The sequence below is a fragment of the Paenibacillus sp. H1-7 genome, assembly GCF_022354825.1.
Taxonomy (GTDB): Bacteria; Bacillota; Bacilli; order Paenibacillales; family NBRC-103111; genus Paenibacillus_S.
In genome coordinates this window covers 4,120,439-4,139,061 of record NZ_CP031168.1, presented here as the reverse complement: position 1 = coordinate 4,139,061, position 18,623 = coordinate 4,120,439, and the positions used below count along the sequence as shown (strand labels likewise).

General features: G+C 47.5%; 17 protein-coding genes and 1 riboswitch. Of the genes, 3 read left to right on the top strand and 14 right to left on the bottom strand.

Annotated elements, in window-relative coordinates; translation table 11 throughout:
• Nucleotides 1-65: 65 nt before the first annotated feature.
• From DVH26_RS18370 to DVH26_RS18350, 5 genes are all read right to left on the bottom strand, one after another.
• Nucleotides 66-851 carry a DUF975 family protein gene (locus tag DVH26_RS18370; RefSeq protein WP_239635208.1) on the bottom strand — a complete coding sequence of 262 codons (786 nt, stop codon included), beginning with the start codon at nt 849-851 and terminating at the stop codon, nt 66-68.
• A 134-nt stretch (nt 852-985) separates the two neighbouring features.
• Nucleotides 986-1,381: a hypothetical protein gene (locus DVH26_RS18365; RefSeq protein ID WP_239635207.1), complete on the bottom strand. Its 396-nt coding sequence runs from the start codon at nt 1,379-1,381 to the stop codon at nt 986-988.
• Between the two features lie 133 nt (nt 1,382-1,514).
• Nucleotides 1,515-2,183, bottom strand: coding sequence for a thiaminase II (tenA, locus tag DVH26_RS18360; RefSeq protein WP_239635206.1), 669 nt, complete (start codon nt 2,181-2,183; stop codon nt 1,515-1,517).
• 20 nt (nt 2,184-2,203) lie between these two features.
• Nucleotides 2,204-3,475 carry an acetylornithine deacetylase gene (locus tag DVH26_RS18355; RefSeq protein WP_239635205.1) on the bottom strand — a complete coding sequence of 424 codons (1,272 nt, stop codon included), beginning with the start codon at nt 3,473-3,475 and terminating at the stop codon, nt 2,204-2,206.
• A gap of 73 nt (nt 3,476-3,548) precedes the next feature.
• A riboswitch (TPP riboswitch) is annotated at nt 3,549-3,649 on the bottom strand.
• Between the two features lie 113 nt (nt 3,650-3,762).
• The gene (locus DVH26_RS18350; protein WP_239635204.1) at nt 3,763-5,085 is read right to left on the bottom strand and encodes a hemolysin family protein; all 1,323 of its coding nucleotides are present in this window, start codon (nt 5,083-5,085) and stop codon (nt 3,763-3,765) included.
• A gap of 255 nt (nt 5,086-5,340) precedes the next feature.
• On the opposite strand from DVH26_RS18350, the gene DVH26_RS18345 reads away from it, so the two are divergent.
• Together DVH26_RS18345 and DVH26_RS18340 are read left to right on the top strand one after the other, a co-directional pair.
• Entirely contained in the window at nt 5,341-6,114 is a 774-nt protein-coding gene (locus DVH26_RS18345) for a DUF1836 domain-containing protein (RefSeq protein ID WP_239635203.1), read from the top strand.
• 99 nt (nt 6,115-6,213) lie between these two features.
• On the top strand, nt 6,214-6,744 hold the full coding sequence (locus DVH26_RS18340; RefSeq protein WP_239635202.1) for a CBO0543 family protein: 531 nt from the start codon (nt 6,214-6,216) through the stop codon (nt 6,742-6,744).
• Here DVH26_RS18340 and DVH26_RS18335 read toward each other — a convergent pair.
• Nucleotides 6,741-7,382, bottom strand: coding sequence for a rhomboid family intramembrane serine protease (locus DVH26_RS18335; protein ID WP_239635201.1), 642 nt, complete (start codon nt 7,380-7,382; stop codon nt 6,741-6,743). The genes DVH26_RS18340 and DVH26_RS18335 overlap by 4 nt on opposite strands.
• Before the next feature lie 210 nt (nt 7,383-7,592).
• On the opposite strand from DVH26_RS18335, the gene DVH26_RS18330 reads away from it, so the two are divergent.
• Nucleotides 7,593-9,671, top strand: coding sequence for an LTA synthase family protein (locus DVH26_RS18330; RefSeq protein WP_239635200.1), 2,079 nt, complete (start codon nt 7,593-7,595; stop codon nt 9,669-9,671).
• Nucleotides 9,672-9,758: 87 nt separating this feature from the next.
• Here the strand turns inward: DVH26_RS18330 and DVH26_RS18325 are convergent, their stop codons facing one another.
• The 8 genes from DVH26_RS18325 to spoVB all read right to left on the bottom strand — a co-directional run bounded on the left by DVH26_RS18325 (nt 9,759) and on the right by spoVB (nt 18,465).
• On the bottom strand, nt 9,759-10,541 hold the full coding sequence (locus DVH26_RS18325) for a carbohydrate ABC transporter permease (protein ID WP_239635415.1): 783 nt from the start codon (nt 10,539-10,541) through the stop codon (nt 9,759-9,761).
• Between the two features lie 129 nt (nt 10,542-10,670).
• Nucleotides 10,671-11,543, bottom strand: coding sequence for a carbohydrate ABC transporter permease (locus tag DVH26_RS18320; RefSeq protein ID WP_239635199.1), 873 nt, complete (start codon nt 11,541-11,543; stop codon nt 10,671-10,673).
• 1 nt (nt 11,544) lies between these two features.
• Nucleotides 11,545-12,651, bottom strand: coding sequence for an ABC transporter ATP-binding protein (locus DVH26_RS18315; RefSeq protein ID WP_239635198.1), 1,107 nt, complete (start codon nt 12,649-12,651; stop codon nt 11,545-11,547).
• 115 nt (nt 12,652-12,766) lie between these two features.
• Nucleotides 12,767-14,077, bottom strand: a complete 1,311-nt coding sequence (locus tag DVH26_RS18310; RefSeq protein WP_239635197.1) for an ABC transporter substrate-binding protein — start codon at nt 14,075-14,077, stop codon at nt 12,767-12,769.
• Nucleotides 14,078-14,137: 60 nt separating this feature from the next.
• Nucleotides 14,138-14,980, bottom strand: a complete 843-nt coding sequence (locus DVH26_RS18305) for a metallophosphoesterase family protein (RefSeq protein WP_239635196.1) — start codon at nt 14,978-14,980, stop codon at nt 14,138-14,140.
• A gap of 161 nt (nt 14,981-15,141) precedes the next feature.
• Nucleotides 15,142-15,678 carry a glycerol-3-phosphate responsive antiterminator gene (locus DVH26_RS18300; protein WP_239635195.1) on the bottom strand — a complete coding sequence of 179 codons (537 nt, stop codon included), beginning with the start codon at nt 15,676-15,678 and terminating at the stop codon, nt 15,142-15,144.
• Between the two features lie 174 nt (nt 15,679-15,852).
• Entirely contained in the window at nt 15,853-16,731 is an 879-nt protein-coding gene (locus tag DVH26_RS18295; protein ID WP_239635194.1) for an N-acetylmuramoyl-L-alanine amidase family protein, read from the bottom strand.
• Nucleotides 16,732-16,905: 174 nt separating this feature from the next.
• The gene (gene spoVB / locus DVH26_RS18290) at nt 16,906-18,465 is read right to left on the bottom strand and encodes a stage V sporulation protein B (protein WP_239635193.1); all 1,560 of its coding nucleotides are present in this window, start codon (nt 18,463-18,465) and stop codon (nt 16,906-16,908) included.
• Nucleotides 18,466-18,623 lie beyond the last annotated feature (158 nt).

Genomic DNA, 18,623 nt, shown 5'->3' with positions numbered 1-18,623 from the left:
AAGCTAAGCCGTCCCGAACCTCCCTCATTGAGCAAGCAAAAACCGGCCGCTGAACGGCCGGTTTCTTACACTGGATCAGGTAAATTGAGCTCCGCTCTGCTGCTGATGCCTTCCTCCAGAGCTTGCCTGCGAATCGCCAAATACAGCTCGGCATGAGTCGAATACACATACGGCATGACGAACAATACGCCGACAATCAAAGCGAGAATCCCGAGCAAATACCAGCCGATAAACGATAAATCGAGCACGAACATGTTCCACTTGTGACCTCGAGTCATTTGGTTGCTCAATTCGACCGCCCTCTTCGTTCCGATGCCCGGATGATCCGCCAGAATGTACGGAACCATGCTGTAAGCATACCTCTTAACGAATCCGGGAATGATGAGCAGCAAAAACCATAAAAAATTGAGCAATGTCATCCAGAGCATCCCTTTGACGATAGCCATATAACGGCCTCTGACAAAGGCGTAGCCGAGATAATTCATATTGACGTCATCTTGTGCCGCTTGCTTGTAATATTGCCGCGCACCAACCAGTAACGGAAAGCCTAAAAAGATTCCAAAAGCAATAGTGGCAACGATTACCAGTCCCATAATAATGAAGAATACGATCAGGACAGACCAAATGATGACGTTCATTTCTCCGTTGAACAATTCTCCCAATCCGCCGAAAGACCCGGAGATTCCGCCGGTTTCGTTGTGAGATCCCGACGAGGATCCCCCTCCTTGATACGAACAATTGGGCAGCCCTCCGCTAACGAAGGTTAACAGCAATCCAACAAGAAACGCCTTCCAATACGAAGTTCTGAGTACCTGTTTAGCTCGATCCTTTAGTTCTTTGCGAGTCCACATTGTTTTCCCCCCCTTCCCTAATCCAGTATATAAAAATAATCGTATAACATCACTGAATTTTTTACAGTTAATGGAAATTAGGATTCGTAAAACAAAAAAAAAGACCCTGTAACGGGTCTTGAATGATACATCGTCTAGATGGCGACATGACCGCCGTTCGAACGGATTACTTTTACAGCTTCGTTATAATCAAGCTCGCTTACCTTCAAGCTAAGTGAGTATAGCAGCTCCCTGTCATCGACTCCATCGTGATTGCTGTCATGTTCCAGTTGGTCAATGGACCGGAATCCGACAAATGCTCCTGCCGCCGAGCCACTGGAAGGCAAGCTCCCTCCCGCATAGCTTCCTCCAGCGGTACCGGTTTCTTCTCCGGAAGCCGAAGCGAGAGGAATTAGCAATGGAACCTTCTTATGGAGTGGCTCCGGCAAGGCACCGATTTCGAGCTGGTCAATATTGTACTTTTGCAGCTTGATTCTCACGTCCTCCGTTTCGTTCTCCGTATGAAAATAAGCCTGGATGCTTCTAGTCATATGCGTCACGCTCCTTATGCAATGGAATGGACTGCTTCGTTCTAATTTCCATTACCCCGAATACATCACGATAACGCACAAGTATTTAACAATAATCATCCATCCGACCATAAACTCGCTCGCTCAAGCTAAATCAAGACGGCCACGTTTCTTTACGGTACGCCATATCCCAGAATAAATATTCGAACCGGGTCGTATGGACGAATATTTCCTCAAGCTTCGCAAGCTCGTTATCCGGCTTCCCTGCGGTCAAGTCGTCCAGCAAACCGATGCACCAAATCGCGAGCGAGCCAAAATCGTCCGAGCTGTACATCCGAATCCATTCGCCGTAGTACGGATGATCGAGCGCTCCCGGGACGTCCGACAGCTCTTTGCCGATTTCCCAGTAGCTCCACATGCATGGCAGCAGTGCGGCGACGAGCTCAGCTATCGATCCGTTCTGTCCCGCATGCAGCATATAGTGTGTATACGCTAGAGTAACCGGAGATGGCTCCGCCTCCTCGAGCTCCTTCTCCGAAATACCGAATCTGGCGGCATAGGACCTGTGTAAAGACATCTCCTCATTCATTGTCGAATTCAGCAGCGCAGCGAACTTGCCCATCGTTTCAAGATCGGTGGCTTTTACGGCGCCGATGGCAAACAGCTTCGCATACTCGATCAAATACAAGTAATCCTGAATCATATAAAAGCGGAACTTGTCCAGCTCCAAGGTCCCGTCACCCATTCCTCTTACAAACGGATGTGAATGGTTCTTTCTCCAGATCGGTTCAAGCTTTTGAATCAGCTGCTCGGAAAATTTCATTACTGCATCTCCTCTACTCATTATTTAGGCGTATGACCCCATTCATAAATAAAACGAAGCAGCACCTTCGTAAAGTGAACCAGCTGCCGAATGGGAACCGACTCATTAACTGAATGGGCATTGTGCAAATTTCCCGGACCGTAAATGGCTGCCGGTATTCCGGCATCACCGAACCATCCGCCGTCCGTGACAGTAGGAGATACATCGATTACGGCAGGCTGAGAATGCACCCTCTCGTGGGCTTGACTTAACAATTGTACAGCCGGATGGCCCGGATCCACTTGAAGCGACGGAAACACCTCGCCGCGGTCTTCGATCATCGAGGTTCCTCCCCAGCGGAATTGCGGAGGATTCTCCCTTAGCCATGGATCGGCCTGAGCGACTCTTAAGAGATGCTCTTCGATTTCCTGGGCCACCCCTTCATAGGTTTCATCCGGATAAAAATGCACCGTGATCCATAAACGGCACTCATCCGCAATGAAAGCGGCATGGCGCCCGCCTTCGATAACGGCCGGATTGATGGTATTCGTTCCCGGCAAGTACCCTGGATAGCTCTTGGTGACCGCCCAATGCCGCTCCAAATCCTGCAGCCCTTGAATCAGCTTGACCATCTTCTCAATCGCACTGGCTCCGTACAATCCACCGCCAGCATGAATCATGCTTCGTCGGGTGGCGTCGTGATGAGTCTGCCGGCTTTTTACCGTAACCCAGCCTGTAATAACCCCGCCTTGGCCCTGAATATGTAAATCGCTCGTATCTACCACAACAGCAAAATCGGCGGTAAAGCCTCTTTTGCAGCACTGGAGCGTCCCCGCTTCGCCGACTTCCTCTCCAATGACCGATTGGAATAGGAGATCGCCAGGAAGCTGAATCCCGGCTTCAGCAAGCAGTTGAACGGCGAATAACGCGCCCGCCAGTCCGCCCTTCATATCGGATGCGCCGCGGCCTATCAGCCTTCCGTCTTTTACGATAGGCTCGAACGGATCCTTCTCCCACGCTTCGTCCGCATTCACCTCGGCCACATCGATGTGACCGTTAATAATCAGGCTCTTATAATCGCCTGAGCTAGTTCCCTTTTTTACACCAACCACGTTGGGATCGCCCGGATACACATCCCATTGATCTATCGCAAAGCCCAGGTTCTCCAGAAAACCGGCAATATATTGTTGAGCCTCAGCGGTATTTCTTGCCGGGGGCGCCGGGGTCGGATAACGGATTAATCGCTCTGCGAGGCCCACCAGCTCCTCTTGACGCCGTTCCACCTGTTCCAGCAGCGATTCAATAGTTGTCACAGCTTTTCATCCTCCTCACCATTCATTACACGCAAAAAAACCGCCTCCATAAAAGAAGCGGTTTACCATCATCATACGGCACAATCCACTTCCCTTCGCTAGCATTACCTAGATCAGGTATAAGGGTTAAGGCACTCGCCTCTCTCAGCTTCATCAGCACCCCTAGTGTCGATTCATTGCTATTCAATTCCCATAAATAGTACCACAGATGGAAGCATGGCTACAACTTATGTATAAGCACTGGCTTCTGAAAAAGCCTCCCCCGTCAACTGCAGGGAAGGCTTCTCTTATTCAATGGCAACCACCGCATCGGCATCGGCTACCGTTGCTAGCTTTTTAACCTGGATTCGGCGAACCCGATGACTATCCTTTTTCAGAACGGTGAATTCCAATTCCTCATAGAACCACTTGGTACCTACTTCCAGCTCAGGATTAGCTAAGTACAGCCATCCGCCAATCGTATCCACATCGTCATTATCCAATTGAACTCCAAGCAGGTCATTCACTTCGGTTAACAGTACTTTCCCGTCCAGGATATATTGCTCGTCATCGATTTTCTCGATTTCCTTGGCTTCGTCCGCATCGAACTCGTCACGGATTTCACCGACGATTTCCTCCAAAATATCCTCCATAGTGATCAAGCCGGAAGTTCCGCCATATTCGTCTACAAGCAGCGCGATATGGACACGCTCTTTTTGCATTCGAGTCAACAATGTATTGACAGGCATGTATTCCGGAATCGTCAGTACCGGTTGAACCAATGTGCGGAAATCAAACGATTCGCAGCCCGGCTCGTAATTCAGGAAAAACTGTTTGGTGTTGATAACGCCAACGATGTTATCCTTGCTTCCTTTTGCAATCGGGAATCGGGTATACTGCTCGCGGCGGATGATGCTCAAGTTCTCTTCGAGCGTATTGTCCGTATATAAACATACCATGTCGGTCCGCGGAACCATGATTTCCTTCGCCAGCATATCGTCGAAAGCGAAGATCCGGTTCACATAGCCGAACTCGGTTTGATTGATTTTACCGCTCTGGTAGCTCTCCTCGACGATAATCTGGATTTCTTCCTCCGAGTGCGCTTCTTCATGCTCCTTCGCCGGCTTCAATCCGAACATACGGATAAGCACATTCGCCGAACCGTTTAACAGCCAAATGAAAGGATACATGATTTTGTAAAAGAACATGATGGGTTTTGCCGTAAGTAAGCTGATCTGTTCCGCTTTTTGAATCGCCAGCGTCTTAGGTGCCAATTCACCCAGAACGACGTGCAGGTAAGTCATGACGACAAAAGCCAGAATAAACGAAATCAGTGTGCTTGCTTCATCGCTCAGAGCCAATGCATGGAATACCGGATGCAGCATCGCTTCAATAGTAGGCTCACCTAACCAACCGAGTCCGAGGGCCGTAATGGTGATCCCCAGCTGACAAGCGGACAAATATCCGTCGAGATTGCTCTGAACCCTTCGCACAGCCAACGCATTTTTTCTGCCTTCCAATACAAGCTGGTCTACCCGGCTGCTGCGCAGTCTGATGATGGCGAATTCCGTTGCTACGAAAAATGCGGTCAGTAAGATAAGTACGGCTACAAGAAACAGATTTAAACCCATATCAACCTTCCTTTAATAATGATTAGTTTTATAAACTCCAATTTACGAGTTCATATGAACTTATTATATTTCATTATTCGGAATTAACAAACGTCCATTCTGGCTCATATTAGACCATCCCGGTTCATTTTCGCTCAAATTGGGATTTAAACAATCGTTCAATCGTTCATTTTCTTCCTTTGACAAACGATTGCTAACCTTTTATTATGAGTTCAAATGAACTTGAAATATTGATTGTAGAAAAGAGGAGCTTGTATGGAGACTTTTACCCTAACTCGTAAAGAAATGGCAATTATTCTCCTCTCGTTAAATGGAACCGGCAGTGTAACGCCGCTCCATGTACTGCAGGAAGCTTGGAAAAAGAACCATCTCGCCGATATGATGCACGGAACGTCGTTCACCGCATTTCTCTCCACGCAGCTTACCCCTGTATTGGAGAAGATGATCAAGAACGACCGCGTCGAAGGCTTCTCTCTTCAAGATATTGTCTCCTTGGGGAATCAAATCGAATATACCAATATGTCCCTTACCTCTATGCAAAATTGGGTAAAACGGGATTTGAAGGATTTTTTGGGCTCGCCCAAATGCGGCAAAAAGTATTCCATCGATCAGGTCGCGATGCTGTTCATCATTGACGACTTAAAAAACTGCCTCGATTTCGAATCGATCCGAAGATTGTTCGAAATCATCTTCCGGCAGCCTGATGACGACCGGGACGATTTGATGAATCCCGTAGATTTGTACGCAGCTTATTCGCGGCAGTTTGAAGAGCTTGACGTCAACAACGACCAGCTTCTGGACGTGCAGGGACATAGCGCAGGCAAACGAAATCATGACTCTCTGACGGAGCTGACCATCCGGCAAAAGGCGGAGCAATTCGTGAGCGGCATGGACCATCTGAATCCGCAGCAAAAAGAGTCGGTTCGGAACATGCTGTTTATTTCCATGGTTTCCGTCCAAACGGCTTACTTTCACTCCATAGCAAGAAGATACTTGAACGCCACGCTGTTCCTCCATAGTCTTAACTAGTTTTTACCACAAATGTAAACAGCCGAAGTCCAAAAGGACCTCGGCTTTTTTGCATAATGTCAGCTCAACACAGACAGCCTATTGGACAGGGGAAATACATTGGGAACAGGGCGGGTCGGCAGCATGCTGTTTAATATTACATTGGGCTTCATTATTCCATGGCTGTTCGGTATCTATTTGTATAAGAAGGATCGCAAAATCCTACTTCTGATCTATCCCATCAGCGTTGTTATCTCGATGTTCATTAATGATGTCGGCTTCCATTTAAAATTTTGGGATTTCACGCCGCATATTCCCGATGATGAGACTATATCCGCTCTGCCGCTGGACTTGGGGCTATATCCCATATTAGGCAGCTACATGATTTATTGGATTCGGAATAGTTCCCTTCACTGGTTGCTCATTAGCTTGATCACAATGGCATTTACCACCTGTCTGGAATATTTCGGAGTGGTCATTGGGAAAGTCACTTACGGCAACGGATGGAATATCTTATTCACCAGCGGATCCTACTTGCTTGCCTATTTGCTTGTCTATTTCTATTACACAAGGCTGCTCAAGTACGGATTTTTATCCCGTAAGACAAGTACTGAAGATACTATTTCCCTATCGGCACAGGATGCATCCTAATTCTCCCCTTCCCCGTTCGGGACTGCACGGCCTCCGTTTCTGCGCTTAACAAATAGGGTGAACAAGCCGGTGAGAAGCAAGCCTCCGACAAATCCGCCGGCATGGGCGTAAAGGTCCACATTGGGAATCAAAATCGAGTAGACGAAACCGATGATGACAATCGTTCTGACCGTCTGTTTCGTCTGAAAGTCGATCAGGTCCTTGCGAAATACGGATAAATACAAGTAGGCTGCATACACCCCGTAAATCGCACCGGATGCCCCCGCCCCAACATAAGGGTCCGTATGAAACCAGGCGCCGGCAATATTGCCGACGATGCCGCAGGCAACGTAAAACAGGGCGTATTTCAAGCTGCCTAACATTCGTTCAAGCGGCGCGGCAAATACATATAAGGCAAAGCTGTTAAACAACAAGTGCTCGAACCCGATATGCAAAAAAATAGACGTAACGTAGCGCCACAGCTCCGGCTGCACTCCCGGTACACCGAACATGGCTCCGAAACGCAGCAGCGTCTCCGTATCTTTGGACGAGCCATACCAGGTCATCGCCGCCATAGCTGCCAAATGAATTACAATGATGAGTGACGTAACCGGATACAGCCGGATGTACTGCTTCAAGCTTTCTCTGCGTATGAACAATAGCGTTCTCCCCTTCGACTTTGGACCTTGATTTCATTATTATATCGCAACTCCCGCCCCGTTTCACGGAACCCTTGAACCCTCTCCTTTTAATTGCTTTACAAACCAAAATAAAGACTTATTACAATAACGATAAGGTATGCTATACTGGTTAAGTGTTTACAAAATTTTTATAAATAGAATGTGGTGATACATTTGAGGGAGTTGGGGTTGGCGCTTCAAAATCATGGCGCCAGAGCGGCCAAACGGATCCCGCTTTTGCTGTGGTCGCTGTGGATTGTGTTTCTTGTAGAGTTGTTAAGCAGAGGTCAATGGTGGGGTACCTTAAAATGGACCTTCGAGGCGCTGCCGGAAGTAGCCCTTAACGCGCTGGTCGTCCTCGGCTTCCTGTTTCTATTAACGGCCATTACGGGCAGAGTTCATTTGTCGTTCTGGCTTGTAGCGACATTTTGTTTAGCCTTCGGGCTAATAAGCGGCATCAAGCTCGATATTTTAGGCGTACCGTTCCTTCCATGGGATTTGCTGCTGACGAGCGAAACCAAGGATATGGCGCAATATTTAAGTGGTCTTCTCAATTTTACGGTGGTTTCAGGCATTATAACCTTTATCGTTATTAGTATTTTGCTGCTATACAAGCTTCCGAGAATTTTGTTCAGCTTCCGCTGGAAGCATCGCGTCGCCATGGGGATTGCATCGCTTCTTATGCTGACTATGATCTATACGGACGGCTCCATGTCGTTGAAACGGCTTGCGCATGTGCAGAATATTGGCTGGGATCAGACGCTGAATGTACAGACGAACGGATTTCTTTTGTCGACGATCATGAACTTGAAATTTCTGTTCCTGAACCAGCCTGAAGGCTACAACGAAGACAATGTGCGCGCTGCGATCTCCTCCACCCCTCCTGCTGTGCCGGCTGAAGGCGACGTCAAGCCTAACATCATTGTCGTGTTGAGCGAGTCGTTCTGGGATGCGACGCAGGTGAAGAACATTACTTTCAGCAAAGACCCGCTGCTTTTTTATCACGAGATGATTAAGAAATATACGAGCGGCACGATGCTGTCTCCTCAATACGGCGGCGGCACGGCGAATGTAGAGTTCGAAGTGCTGACGGGAAACTCGATGCGGTTTTTGCCGCAAGGCTCCGTACCGTACAATCAATATATCAACAAAGGCGTCGACTCTCTCGCAAGTATTATGGAACGGCAAGGCTATACGTCGACGTCCATCAACCCGTTCCACAGCTGGTTCTATAACAGCAAGAAGGTTTACGAGAATTTTGGATTCTCGAAATATATTTCGCAAGAATTCATGAAGCCTGACTACGAAGGTCCCTATATCGCCGACCGGGAAGTGGCCAATCAAATTATTAACACGACTGGCTTGACTGACGGTCCCGACTTTGTTTTTGCCAATACGATGGAGAATCACTATCACTACTATCCCGGCAAATTTAAAGAGAATACGATCGAGGTTACAGGCGTGGAAGGCGAAGCCAAAGGCTTGCTGGAAACGTATGCCCAAGGGCTGCTCGGCGTAGACGATATGCTCAAAAGGCTGGTCACTCATTATGAAACGACCAAGGAGCCGACGATCATCTTATTCTTCGGCGACCATCTGCCGAGTCTCGGAGATAACTACCAAGCATACAAGGATATCGGCTATTTGAAGGAAAATGATCCGGATTTCCTGAATAAAATGTATCGCGTCCCTACTCTCGTCTGGAACAACTATTTGCCGGAGCATAAAGACGAGATTAATATGAGTCCTTCCTTTATCGGGCCTTATCTGTTGAAGCTCGCTCAAAGACCCGGAAGCTATTATACCGATTATTTGTATCAGCTCTCTCAGCAAATGCCGATCCTACCTCCCGAAAATTATTACGAGGAAATGAAGATCGACAAGCAAGCGCTCAAGACATACGAACAGCTGCAATATGATATCATGTTCGGATCGCAGTTCGGCTACGGCGACATGAAGGACAGCATCAAAGACAAGAACTATGTGCTTGGACTCGGGCGCATGGAAATTCAGGACGTGAAGCTGAAAGGCGCTGAGGAACTGCTCATTACCGGAGCGGATCTGCCGGTCAATTGTATTGTTCAAGTGAACGGACAGCCGGTGGAGGTGGATTGGAACAGCCCCCGGGAGATGACGGCGCATATCAAGCCGGAGTCCAGCAAGAAGCAGCCTATGAAGATCGAAGTGATTGTTAAGGATTCGAAGGATAAAATTATCGCCAGATCGAACGAATACAAATATTCGGGCGCCATGGCAGGCGATATGTAATACGAGAAAAGCCGCAGAACGGGAAAAAGTCCCAGCCTGCGGCTTTTTGCATTCCATTCCTTATTTACCTAACAGCCATACCTTCCATTATTTTACGCCGGTATAAACAAAAGCACGTATGATATGACGTTGAGCAAAAAAGAATGCGATCAGAATAGGCGTTACCAGAATCATATTTCCGGCCATCAGCACGTTCCAGTTAGCTACTCCTTCTTCTTCGCGTATCTTCGCAATACCTAAAGGTAATGTTCTCGCGGTTTCATCCGTTGTCATGACCAGCGGCCAGAAGTAATCATTCCAATGGGCAATAAAGCTGAATAAGGCAAAAGTCGCCAATACAGGCTTAGCCATAGGTACCATTAATTTCAAGATGATCTGCCACTCTTTGGCGCTGTCCAGCCTCGCCGCTTCGAGCAATTCCTCCTGTACCTGCTTGAACGACTGCCTCAAGAGGAAGATACCGAACGCGCTGGATGCAAACGGGAGAATGAGGGCAAGATGCGTATTAAGCAGCTTCCAGGCGCTTAACTGCAAGTAAACGGGCAGGAAAATTAATTGAGACGGAATCATTAAGGTAATCATAACCATGCCGAATAAAAATCCCGACCCTTTAAAATGATAGCGTGCAAATGCATAGGCTGCAGGAATAATCGTAAGCATCTGCATAATGAGAATACCAATCGAAATGATGATGCTGTTCGTAATATAGTGCAGAAACGGACCCGAAGCCCAAGCCTGGGCATAATTGCTCCAGACGAAATTTTTGGGTATCCAATTCGGCGGGAAAATCATCGTTTCGGGCAATGTTTTCAAGGAAGTTGAAAGCATCCATACGAACGGCATTGCAAAAACAAGGACCAAAGCAATCATACCGGCTATACTTATTGCCTTAAGAACATAATGTAACAGCTTTGTTGCGATTTCTTCTTTGCTTTTGACATGAATCAATGTACGCTCAGCATCAAGCGTCTGCTCTGCTTTCAATGGATTCACCTCATCTTATTGGTAATGAACGCGTTTTGACATCATTTTGAAGTAGATTATCGTCAATACTCCAACAATGAACAGCAAGATAACACCTGCTGCAGAGGCGTAGCCGATTTTAAAGAACCGGAACCCGTACTCATAAATATAATAAACGAGCGTATTGGTCGAATTGACCGGTCCACCCTGAGTCATGATCGCTATTGTCTCAAACACTTGAAACGAACCGATCATGTTGATGATAACCAGAAAAAAGATGGTTGGCGACAGCATAGGAAGAATCAGCTTGTAAAAGGTAGTCCAAGGCTTCGATTGGTCCAAGGCTGCCGCCTCATAAATGTCCTTGGGAATGCTCTGTAAGCCCGCGATAAAAACCAAGGTATTATAGCCCAGTCCTTTCCACACGGCAACGATGACCAACGAGATCAGAGAAGTGCTCGGTGAGGAAAGCCATTGCAGTTTTTCAAATCCGAATAATCCGATAAACCAGTTTAATAAGCCGTACTGGGGATCCATTACCCAAGCCCATATCATGGATATGGATACCCAGGAAACGATATGCGGGCTGAAGATCGCACCTTGGACAAAGCTGTGGAACACGCCGGCCTTATTCAGCCAGAGAGCCAGCAGCAAAGAAAGTCCAATAATGAATATAACGGTTAAAATGGTATATACCGTAGAGTTCGTGATGACTTGGATAAATTCTTTTTCCTGCAGCAGGTCGGAAAAGTTTTGCAAACCGACAAAATTTTTCGTCGGGCTAATAAAATTCCAATCATACATACTTAAGTAGATCATATACAGGATCGGATAAATAAAAAACAATGAAAATACCGTGATCGCCGGAGCAACCATCGCGTAAGGACGAAGCTTTTCCCACATTGTCATATTACACACCGCCGACACTGACTAGAGTCTTATTGGGTGCTGCATTCTGCGCTTTCGCTGCTGCGTGATACGGCACTTCGGTACCGCGTATTCTTTTGCCGTCCAAGTCGAAATAATAGAGACAGTTATCCGGAATGACGACTTTAACATGATCTTCGTTTACTAAAGGTGCCAGGAAGGTCTTGACGAAAAATACCCCCGCAGCCGAATGGATCTGATAAATATTTTCCGCACCCAAGCTTTCCCGTGTGATAATTTCCCCTTCAACCGAAAGTCCTTCCGAATGATCTTTCGGGTTCATCAACACATGCTCCGCCCGGAATCCGACGAAACCGAGGTTAGCTTCCGACTCCATCTTTAGACCTGGTACTGCGCTGTAGTTGAAGATGTTCATGGCCGGGGTGCCGATAAACTGGGCGGTAAACACATTATCCGGATCGTTATAGAGCTTCATTGGCGAGTCCGCCTGCTGAATCACGCCTTTGTTCATAACAACAATTTCATCGCCCATAGACATGGCTTCCACTTGATCATGGGTTACATAAACAAAGGTAGAACCGAGCCTGCGGTGAAGCTGAATCAATTCCGTTCTCATCTGATTACGCAGCTTCGCGTCCAGATTGGAGAGCGGTTCATCCAGGATAAATACCTTTGGTTTTTTTACCATCGCCCGGGCAAGAGCAACCCTTTGCCGTTGTCCTCCGGATAGGTTTTGCGGCTTCTTATCCAGATGGGGCGTCAAACCGACGATCTCACAAATATCACGGATCAAGGTCTCGCGTTCCGGTTTGGGAACCTTTCTGTTTTTCAGTCCGAATTCGATATTTTCGCGAACGGACATGGTTGGGTATAAAGCATAGTTCTGGAAAACCATCGCCACATCCCGATATCCGGGCTGGGTATTGTTAACGCATTTGTCGCCGATCCATATTTCTCCGCCGCTTTCCTTTTCAAGACCGGCAATCATACGAAGCGTCGTCGATTTGCCGCAGCCGGACGGGCCTACAAGAACAGTAAACGATCCGTCTTTAATGGTGAGATTCAAATTACTGATTATCGTTTCGTCTTTATACATTTTGGAAATATTTCTCAATACGATCTTCGCCATACGATCATCTCCTTGTCTTGCAGCTTTTTTTCTCGAACAAAAGAAAGAAGGCCAGCCTCCGCTTCCTGAATGGGAGCCGGCTCTTCTCTTATGCTTGGAGACCTATTCGCAGCTATTACTTGCTCAACAGCTTGTTTGCTTTTTCCGCAGCCTCGTTCATTGCATCTTGCGGTTTCACATTTTTCTCCAGAATTGCTTTTGTCATAGCATCGATCATGATTTTCGAAACCTCGGCGTACGCGTTTGCGTTCGGACGCATTACCGCATACTTTAATTGATCAGAAGCCACCTTGTATTGCGGAAACTCTTTATAGTAGCTTTGCAATTCTTCACTGTTCAACGCAGAGAGACGGTTTGGCAAGTACCCGACATACTTATGCTGATAGATCGTATTTTCCTTGGATGTCATAAATTTAATAAATTCCCAAGTCGCCTCTTTTTCTTGCTCGCTGAGCTTGGAGGTCATAGCCAGGTGGCATCCGCCGGTTGGAACGCCGTAATTTTTATTGGCAGGCATAAAGTCGGTTGCCATTTCGAAGTTGTTCCCTTTTGCAACCTCTATACTTTGAGAAACGCCGGCGGTAGAACCGATTTTAAAGGCGGAAATTTGGTTGCTCCAATCCTTGTCTGCGTCGGCGCCCGCTGTTTTCCCTACTACAAACTTGATCAGACCTTCATCGGACATTTTCTTCCAAAACTCTACAGGCGCAACCCCTTCAGGAGAGTTAAATGTAGCTTTTTTGCCGTCATCGCTCAGCACCTTGCCGCCGCTTTGAGCAACTAACGCCTCATACTCCCATACGCCGACCGGCATCGTGAGCGGTGTTTTCCCCTTCGATTTCAACACTCGGGCATACTGCTCCAATTCAGTCCAATTTTTAGGACCGGCCGGATCGAGACCGGCATCTTTTAACATGGTGACATTTTTATAGAAGATCGGGGTGCTGCGCATAAACGGAATGCCGTACAGTTTATCGTCAATATAAGCGTTCCCCATGAGACCCGGATTAAAATCCTTCAGATCAAGCTCTGCATCGTCTCTTTTGGCAAGAGGCGTCAGATCTACCAGCATGCCGGAGCGGGCAAAAATACCGGTCGATGCTATTTCGAGATCAAATACCGCAGGCGCGTTGCCGGCAGCAAATGCAGCTTGCGTTTTTGCATGAAGATCGTCATAATTTCCTTGGTTCGCCTGCTGCACCTCAATACGGTTCTGAGATTCATTAAATTTTTTCACAAGGTTTTGTTTGGCTTCTTCTATTTTCCCGCCGTTAGCTGTCCAGTACTTAATAACGATCTTTCCGTTTGACGAAGAGGAATTGCCGGCAGCCGTGCCTGCTTGGCCGCCTGTACCGCTGGACCCGCATGCAGAGGTCATAAATACCGTACTAAGTGCAAGAATGGATAAGCTTTTTTTGCTTAACATAAGACAAATCCTCCTAGTTTTTTAATCTGAGTCTTCAATTCAATGTGGAATTACCAAATCTTATTTTTGTTTCGCTGCTAATTGAAAAGGGACATTACATTCCCGATCCGACTCTATACCGCGTGCATTAGGATTATGTCTAAAGTGCTTCATATGGTTATATAAAGTTCCTACATTTTCCGCAAGCGCCACATCCGTAATATCCATAGCGGAAATACGAATCTCCTCTTGTTCGATATCGACGATTCTCAAACCATGCTGATCAAGGCAGGCAGACAGCTGAACAAAAGTCCAATTATTCTGCTTCACTATTGAGTCGACATGAGTATGACCGTTAAAATATATCCCCACCCCTTCTTTCTGGTTTAAAATGTTCCACATATCAATGCTCGGATGAATAGATCCTTTCTCCTTCTCCGAATTGGTTGTCGTATTATAAACCGGATGGTGAGCGAATACTAAAAGAGGCTTTGTCCCAGATGCCTTTACAACCTCTTCAAACCACTGCAATTGTTCTGCGTCAATCCAGCCTCCCCAATCTTCAAAATCCATCTCTTTCGCGGTGTCAAGAAAAGCAAGTACGGCACGATCGGTTACTACCGCGTGATAGCGCGCTTGACCGGTTATTTGGAGAACTTCCATTCTAGTTTGAGCGTAAAGATCATGGTTCCCCAACGCGTGATAGAACGTTCTATCATGTTGTCGTATCATCTCATACACTTCTTGCAGCTCAGAGGAAGCTCCGTAATTAGTTAAATCTCCTAACGAAATATGAGCATCGCCTTCCAATTCCAAAAACCGATCTAGAAATATTCGATAGAAATCATCGCGCGCTTCCAGCCATCCTGGAATCGTTTCATCAATTTCGTGATAATGCAAATCTCCCATTAATACCAAACGCATTGGATACCCCTCCTATGATTTGATGAATCAAAATCTTTTTTTGAGCACAAAAAACCAGTAGCAGAAAATCCCCCCTTGCCTGTAAGGTAAGTTGATTTACTGACCACTGGGTTTTCTCATCGTCTCCACCCGAGGTACATTATGTTATTGTCCATTGACTGTCACCAAAAAGTGCTGCTTCCGATAGATACGAAATCTGCGCCGCTATCCAGAGCGAGCTTGATTTCATCCTCATGCCGGATTAACCCGCCTACAATCAGAGGCTGCTTAATCTTCTGCTTGACCTCACTTATGATCCGTGGCATCAGTCCGGGCATCAATTCCACTTCGTCGGGATTGCTCGTTTTGATCATGCGTACCGCTGTCTCCACTGCAGAAGTATCGATGGCGAAAAACCGCTGAATGCTTAGAATTCCGGCCTGTCTGGCTGCGGCCACCGCGTTGCTCTTGGTTGTCACAATGCCGTCCGCTTTGAACTCCTCGGCCAGGTATTGAATGGATGCGGCATCCCTTCCGATTCCGCCAACCATCTCGATGTGAACGAACACCTGCTTGCCGGAGTCATGCAGCTGACCGATAATTTGCTTCAAGTTGTTGACGGTTCCGGTCATCAGGTTCACTCGTTTTACTTGACTGTTGAGTACGTGTTTAATTTGTTCCGCATCGGTAATGGACGCAATAATAGGATATGAGCTCAAGAGTACGTCCTCTTTTCCGGTTTATATTAGTTGTTCTAGTAATAGAGTAGGCTACAATTATTATCGTATTATCAATGCAGTGTTATGGATTTATTAATTTTCTCTGTCATTGTTTTACAAAAGCTGCGGAAAAAAGCAAAAAACCGCCTTTCGGCGGTTTTCCCTAGAACAACCCTAATCAAAGTATTCGCGCAGCCCGTCGACGATCGCATCCGCCGCTTTGCGCTGATAATCGGCCGTTCTTACCACAGCCTCGTCCTTGGCGTTGGATAAAAATCCGAGCTCCACCAAGGCAGACGGACGGGAATTGTTTCTCAGCACGTGATAATTGCCGAAAGAAATTCCGTTGCTTTTCAAATTCAGCTGCTTGTTAAGCTGCTCTTCGATCTTACGGGCGAGCGGCATATCCTTAGATTGCGAATAAAAAAATGTCAGCGTACCGGAAGTCGGCTTCGGTGAAGAATTGTAATGAATGCTGATAAACGCATCCGCCCGCTTCGATTGACTTAAGCCTGCTCTTTCGGAGAGCTCGGGATTGTCCCCGTCCCGGGTGCGGGTCATAATCGTCTGAGCCCCGGCCTGCTTCAGCTTGTCCGCCAAATAGTTGGCGGTCGACAAATTCAACGTTTTCTCGCTTGAGCGGTACTTGGTGCCCGTTGTACCGTGATCGCCGCCTCCATGCCCCGGATCGATGACGATCAGCTTGCCTTTCAAACCTTTGCTGCTTGCAATCGTGACCTGGGACTTCGCAGTGCCCTGAGACGCTGGAGCGCCTTTGAGCAATTGCAAATAGTATCCGGCCACCCAGCCCGTCGTCTTTCCGGATTGAACCTTCATCCATCCGTATGACTCCTGTGACACGGTTACCATCGTATTCCTCGATAACGAGCCGACCACGGGAGACTTTGCATCGGGCTTGCTGCGGACACTGAGCGATGAGGCTAACACTTTGGCGTTCTGGGATCCTGCTGCTTGTGCACTCATTGCTTGCGGCCAAATCAGAACCAGCATCATAATGGGAAGGATGAGTGCCTTGAACAATTTCTGCTTCATAGGGTTACCTCATTCATCTTTCTATGTCGGTTTATACACTATTATAGCAGGAAAATGTTGACACTTGTAGGGTCCATATTCGCGTTATGCTTTAGGGCTGTGGTACCTTGCATACAACCTGTGCCTAATACAAAAAAACAGCCTTGCGGCTGCTTTAATAAATTGAAACTTTTTTCACAGCTTTGTAAAAAAGCCTTTGGTGCTTCCGCCCCGGAAAACCGGCTTCACCGATTGCGTTGCCATCAAGGAAAAGGAGTAGACGCAGAGCGAGACCGCTATGGAGACCGCCACGACCCAAGACTGACCGAAACCGGCCTGACTCATATACGTATAAGCGGCTTGACCGCATACGGCCATCGCCAACAAGCACAGGATGATTTTCAAATACCTGCGCACGTCCACGGAGAACCCGATGTAAGTGGATATGGCCAAAAAGTTCAACATCGTAATGATGCATATACCGAAGTTAATTCCCGTTGCAACCCCGTATATCCCCCATTCCGATCCGAAGATGAACATCGCCACGGCTTGCAGCAGCGTACTCATAATAAAATTCCACATCACCGTCTTCACCTTGCCGATTCCCAGCAGGACGGCATGCAGCGGATCCTCGAAGTAATGGAGCAGGAAAAACGGCGCCAGCAGCATCAACAGCTTCCCGGCTTCAGGCGAATGGTACAGGACGGTGGTCAACGGAACCGCCCACATATACAAAATGATCGTACAAGGCGCGCCAATCATAAATGCAAGACCGATCGCCTGATCGATTCGTTCGTGGATCAAACGCCGGTTGTTGGCCGCATTCGCTTCGCTGATGGAAGGAATAAGCGCAGTAGATAAGGAATGCATGATGAATGTAGGAAACACCAGCAGCGGAAAAGCATATCCTACGAGCAGCCCGTATTGCTTGGTCGCAACGGCGGTTCCGATGCCTGCTATAGCTAAGCTTTTGATCACCAGTGCGGGTTTGATAGCCCGGTAAATAGAATGGATAAACCCTTGCCCGGTGGAGGGCAGCCCGATGCTCAACAGCTCGGACAACGTTTGCTTCTTCCCGGGAAGCGGCTGATCAGCTTGCACCTGCGCGCTGTTCTTTCTTCGATGGATCGTGTACATGATCAATAAGTACAGCAGTCCGCTGCCTTCGCCCAAGACGGTACAGATCATCGCCCCTGCCGCCGCATACTCAAGTCCGTAAGGCACCAGCATTTGTACAAGCGCAGCGATCAAGGCAATTTGAACGATATTCTCGACCACGTCGGAGACCGCGATCGGCTTCATATTTTGCTTCCCGCGGAAATAGCCTTTGAGCACGGAGGAGATGGCCACCAGAGGGGCTATCGGTATAATAGCCAGCATGGCGTAATACGCCCGCTGATCCGCCAGGATCATGCCTGCAATCGGCTTGGCTCCCAGGAACGTGCCCAGAGTGAGCACGATGCTCATCGACACCGTGATGCTCAAGGACACCTGGAGAATCCGCTTCACCTTAGCGGAATCGCCGCGCGCCTCGGCTTCGGCTACCAGCTTGGAGATGGCTACGGGCAGCCCAAGACTTGTCAATGTGATCATCATTGGGACCAGAGGGTGTGCCATCATGAGCAGGCCGATCCCTTCCGGGCCCAAAAACCGGGCCATAATGATACTGTTGACGAAGCCAAGAATACGGGTAATAAAAGCGGCCGTAGTTAAAATGAAAGTGCCTCGTACAAAGGTAGATTGTTGTTTGTCCATTTGACGTACGCTCCATATCTTTTAGCTTACGTCTATGTATATTCAGCTTGGCCGAGTTGTATGCGAACAAGCCCATTCCAATCCATTTTATGGTATACAATTCCTTTAATTGTTTTTTACCTTGTCAAAAAGTGAATTTTCTACATATAAAAATGAAT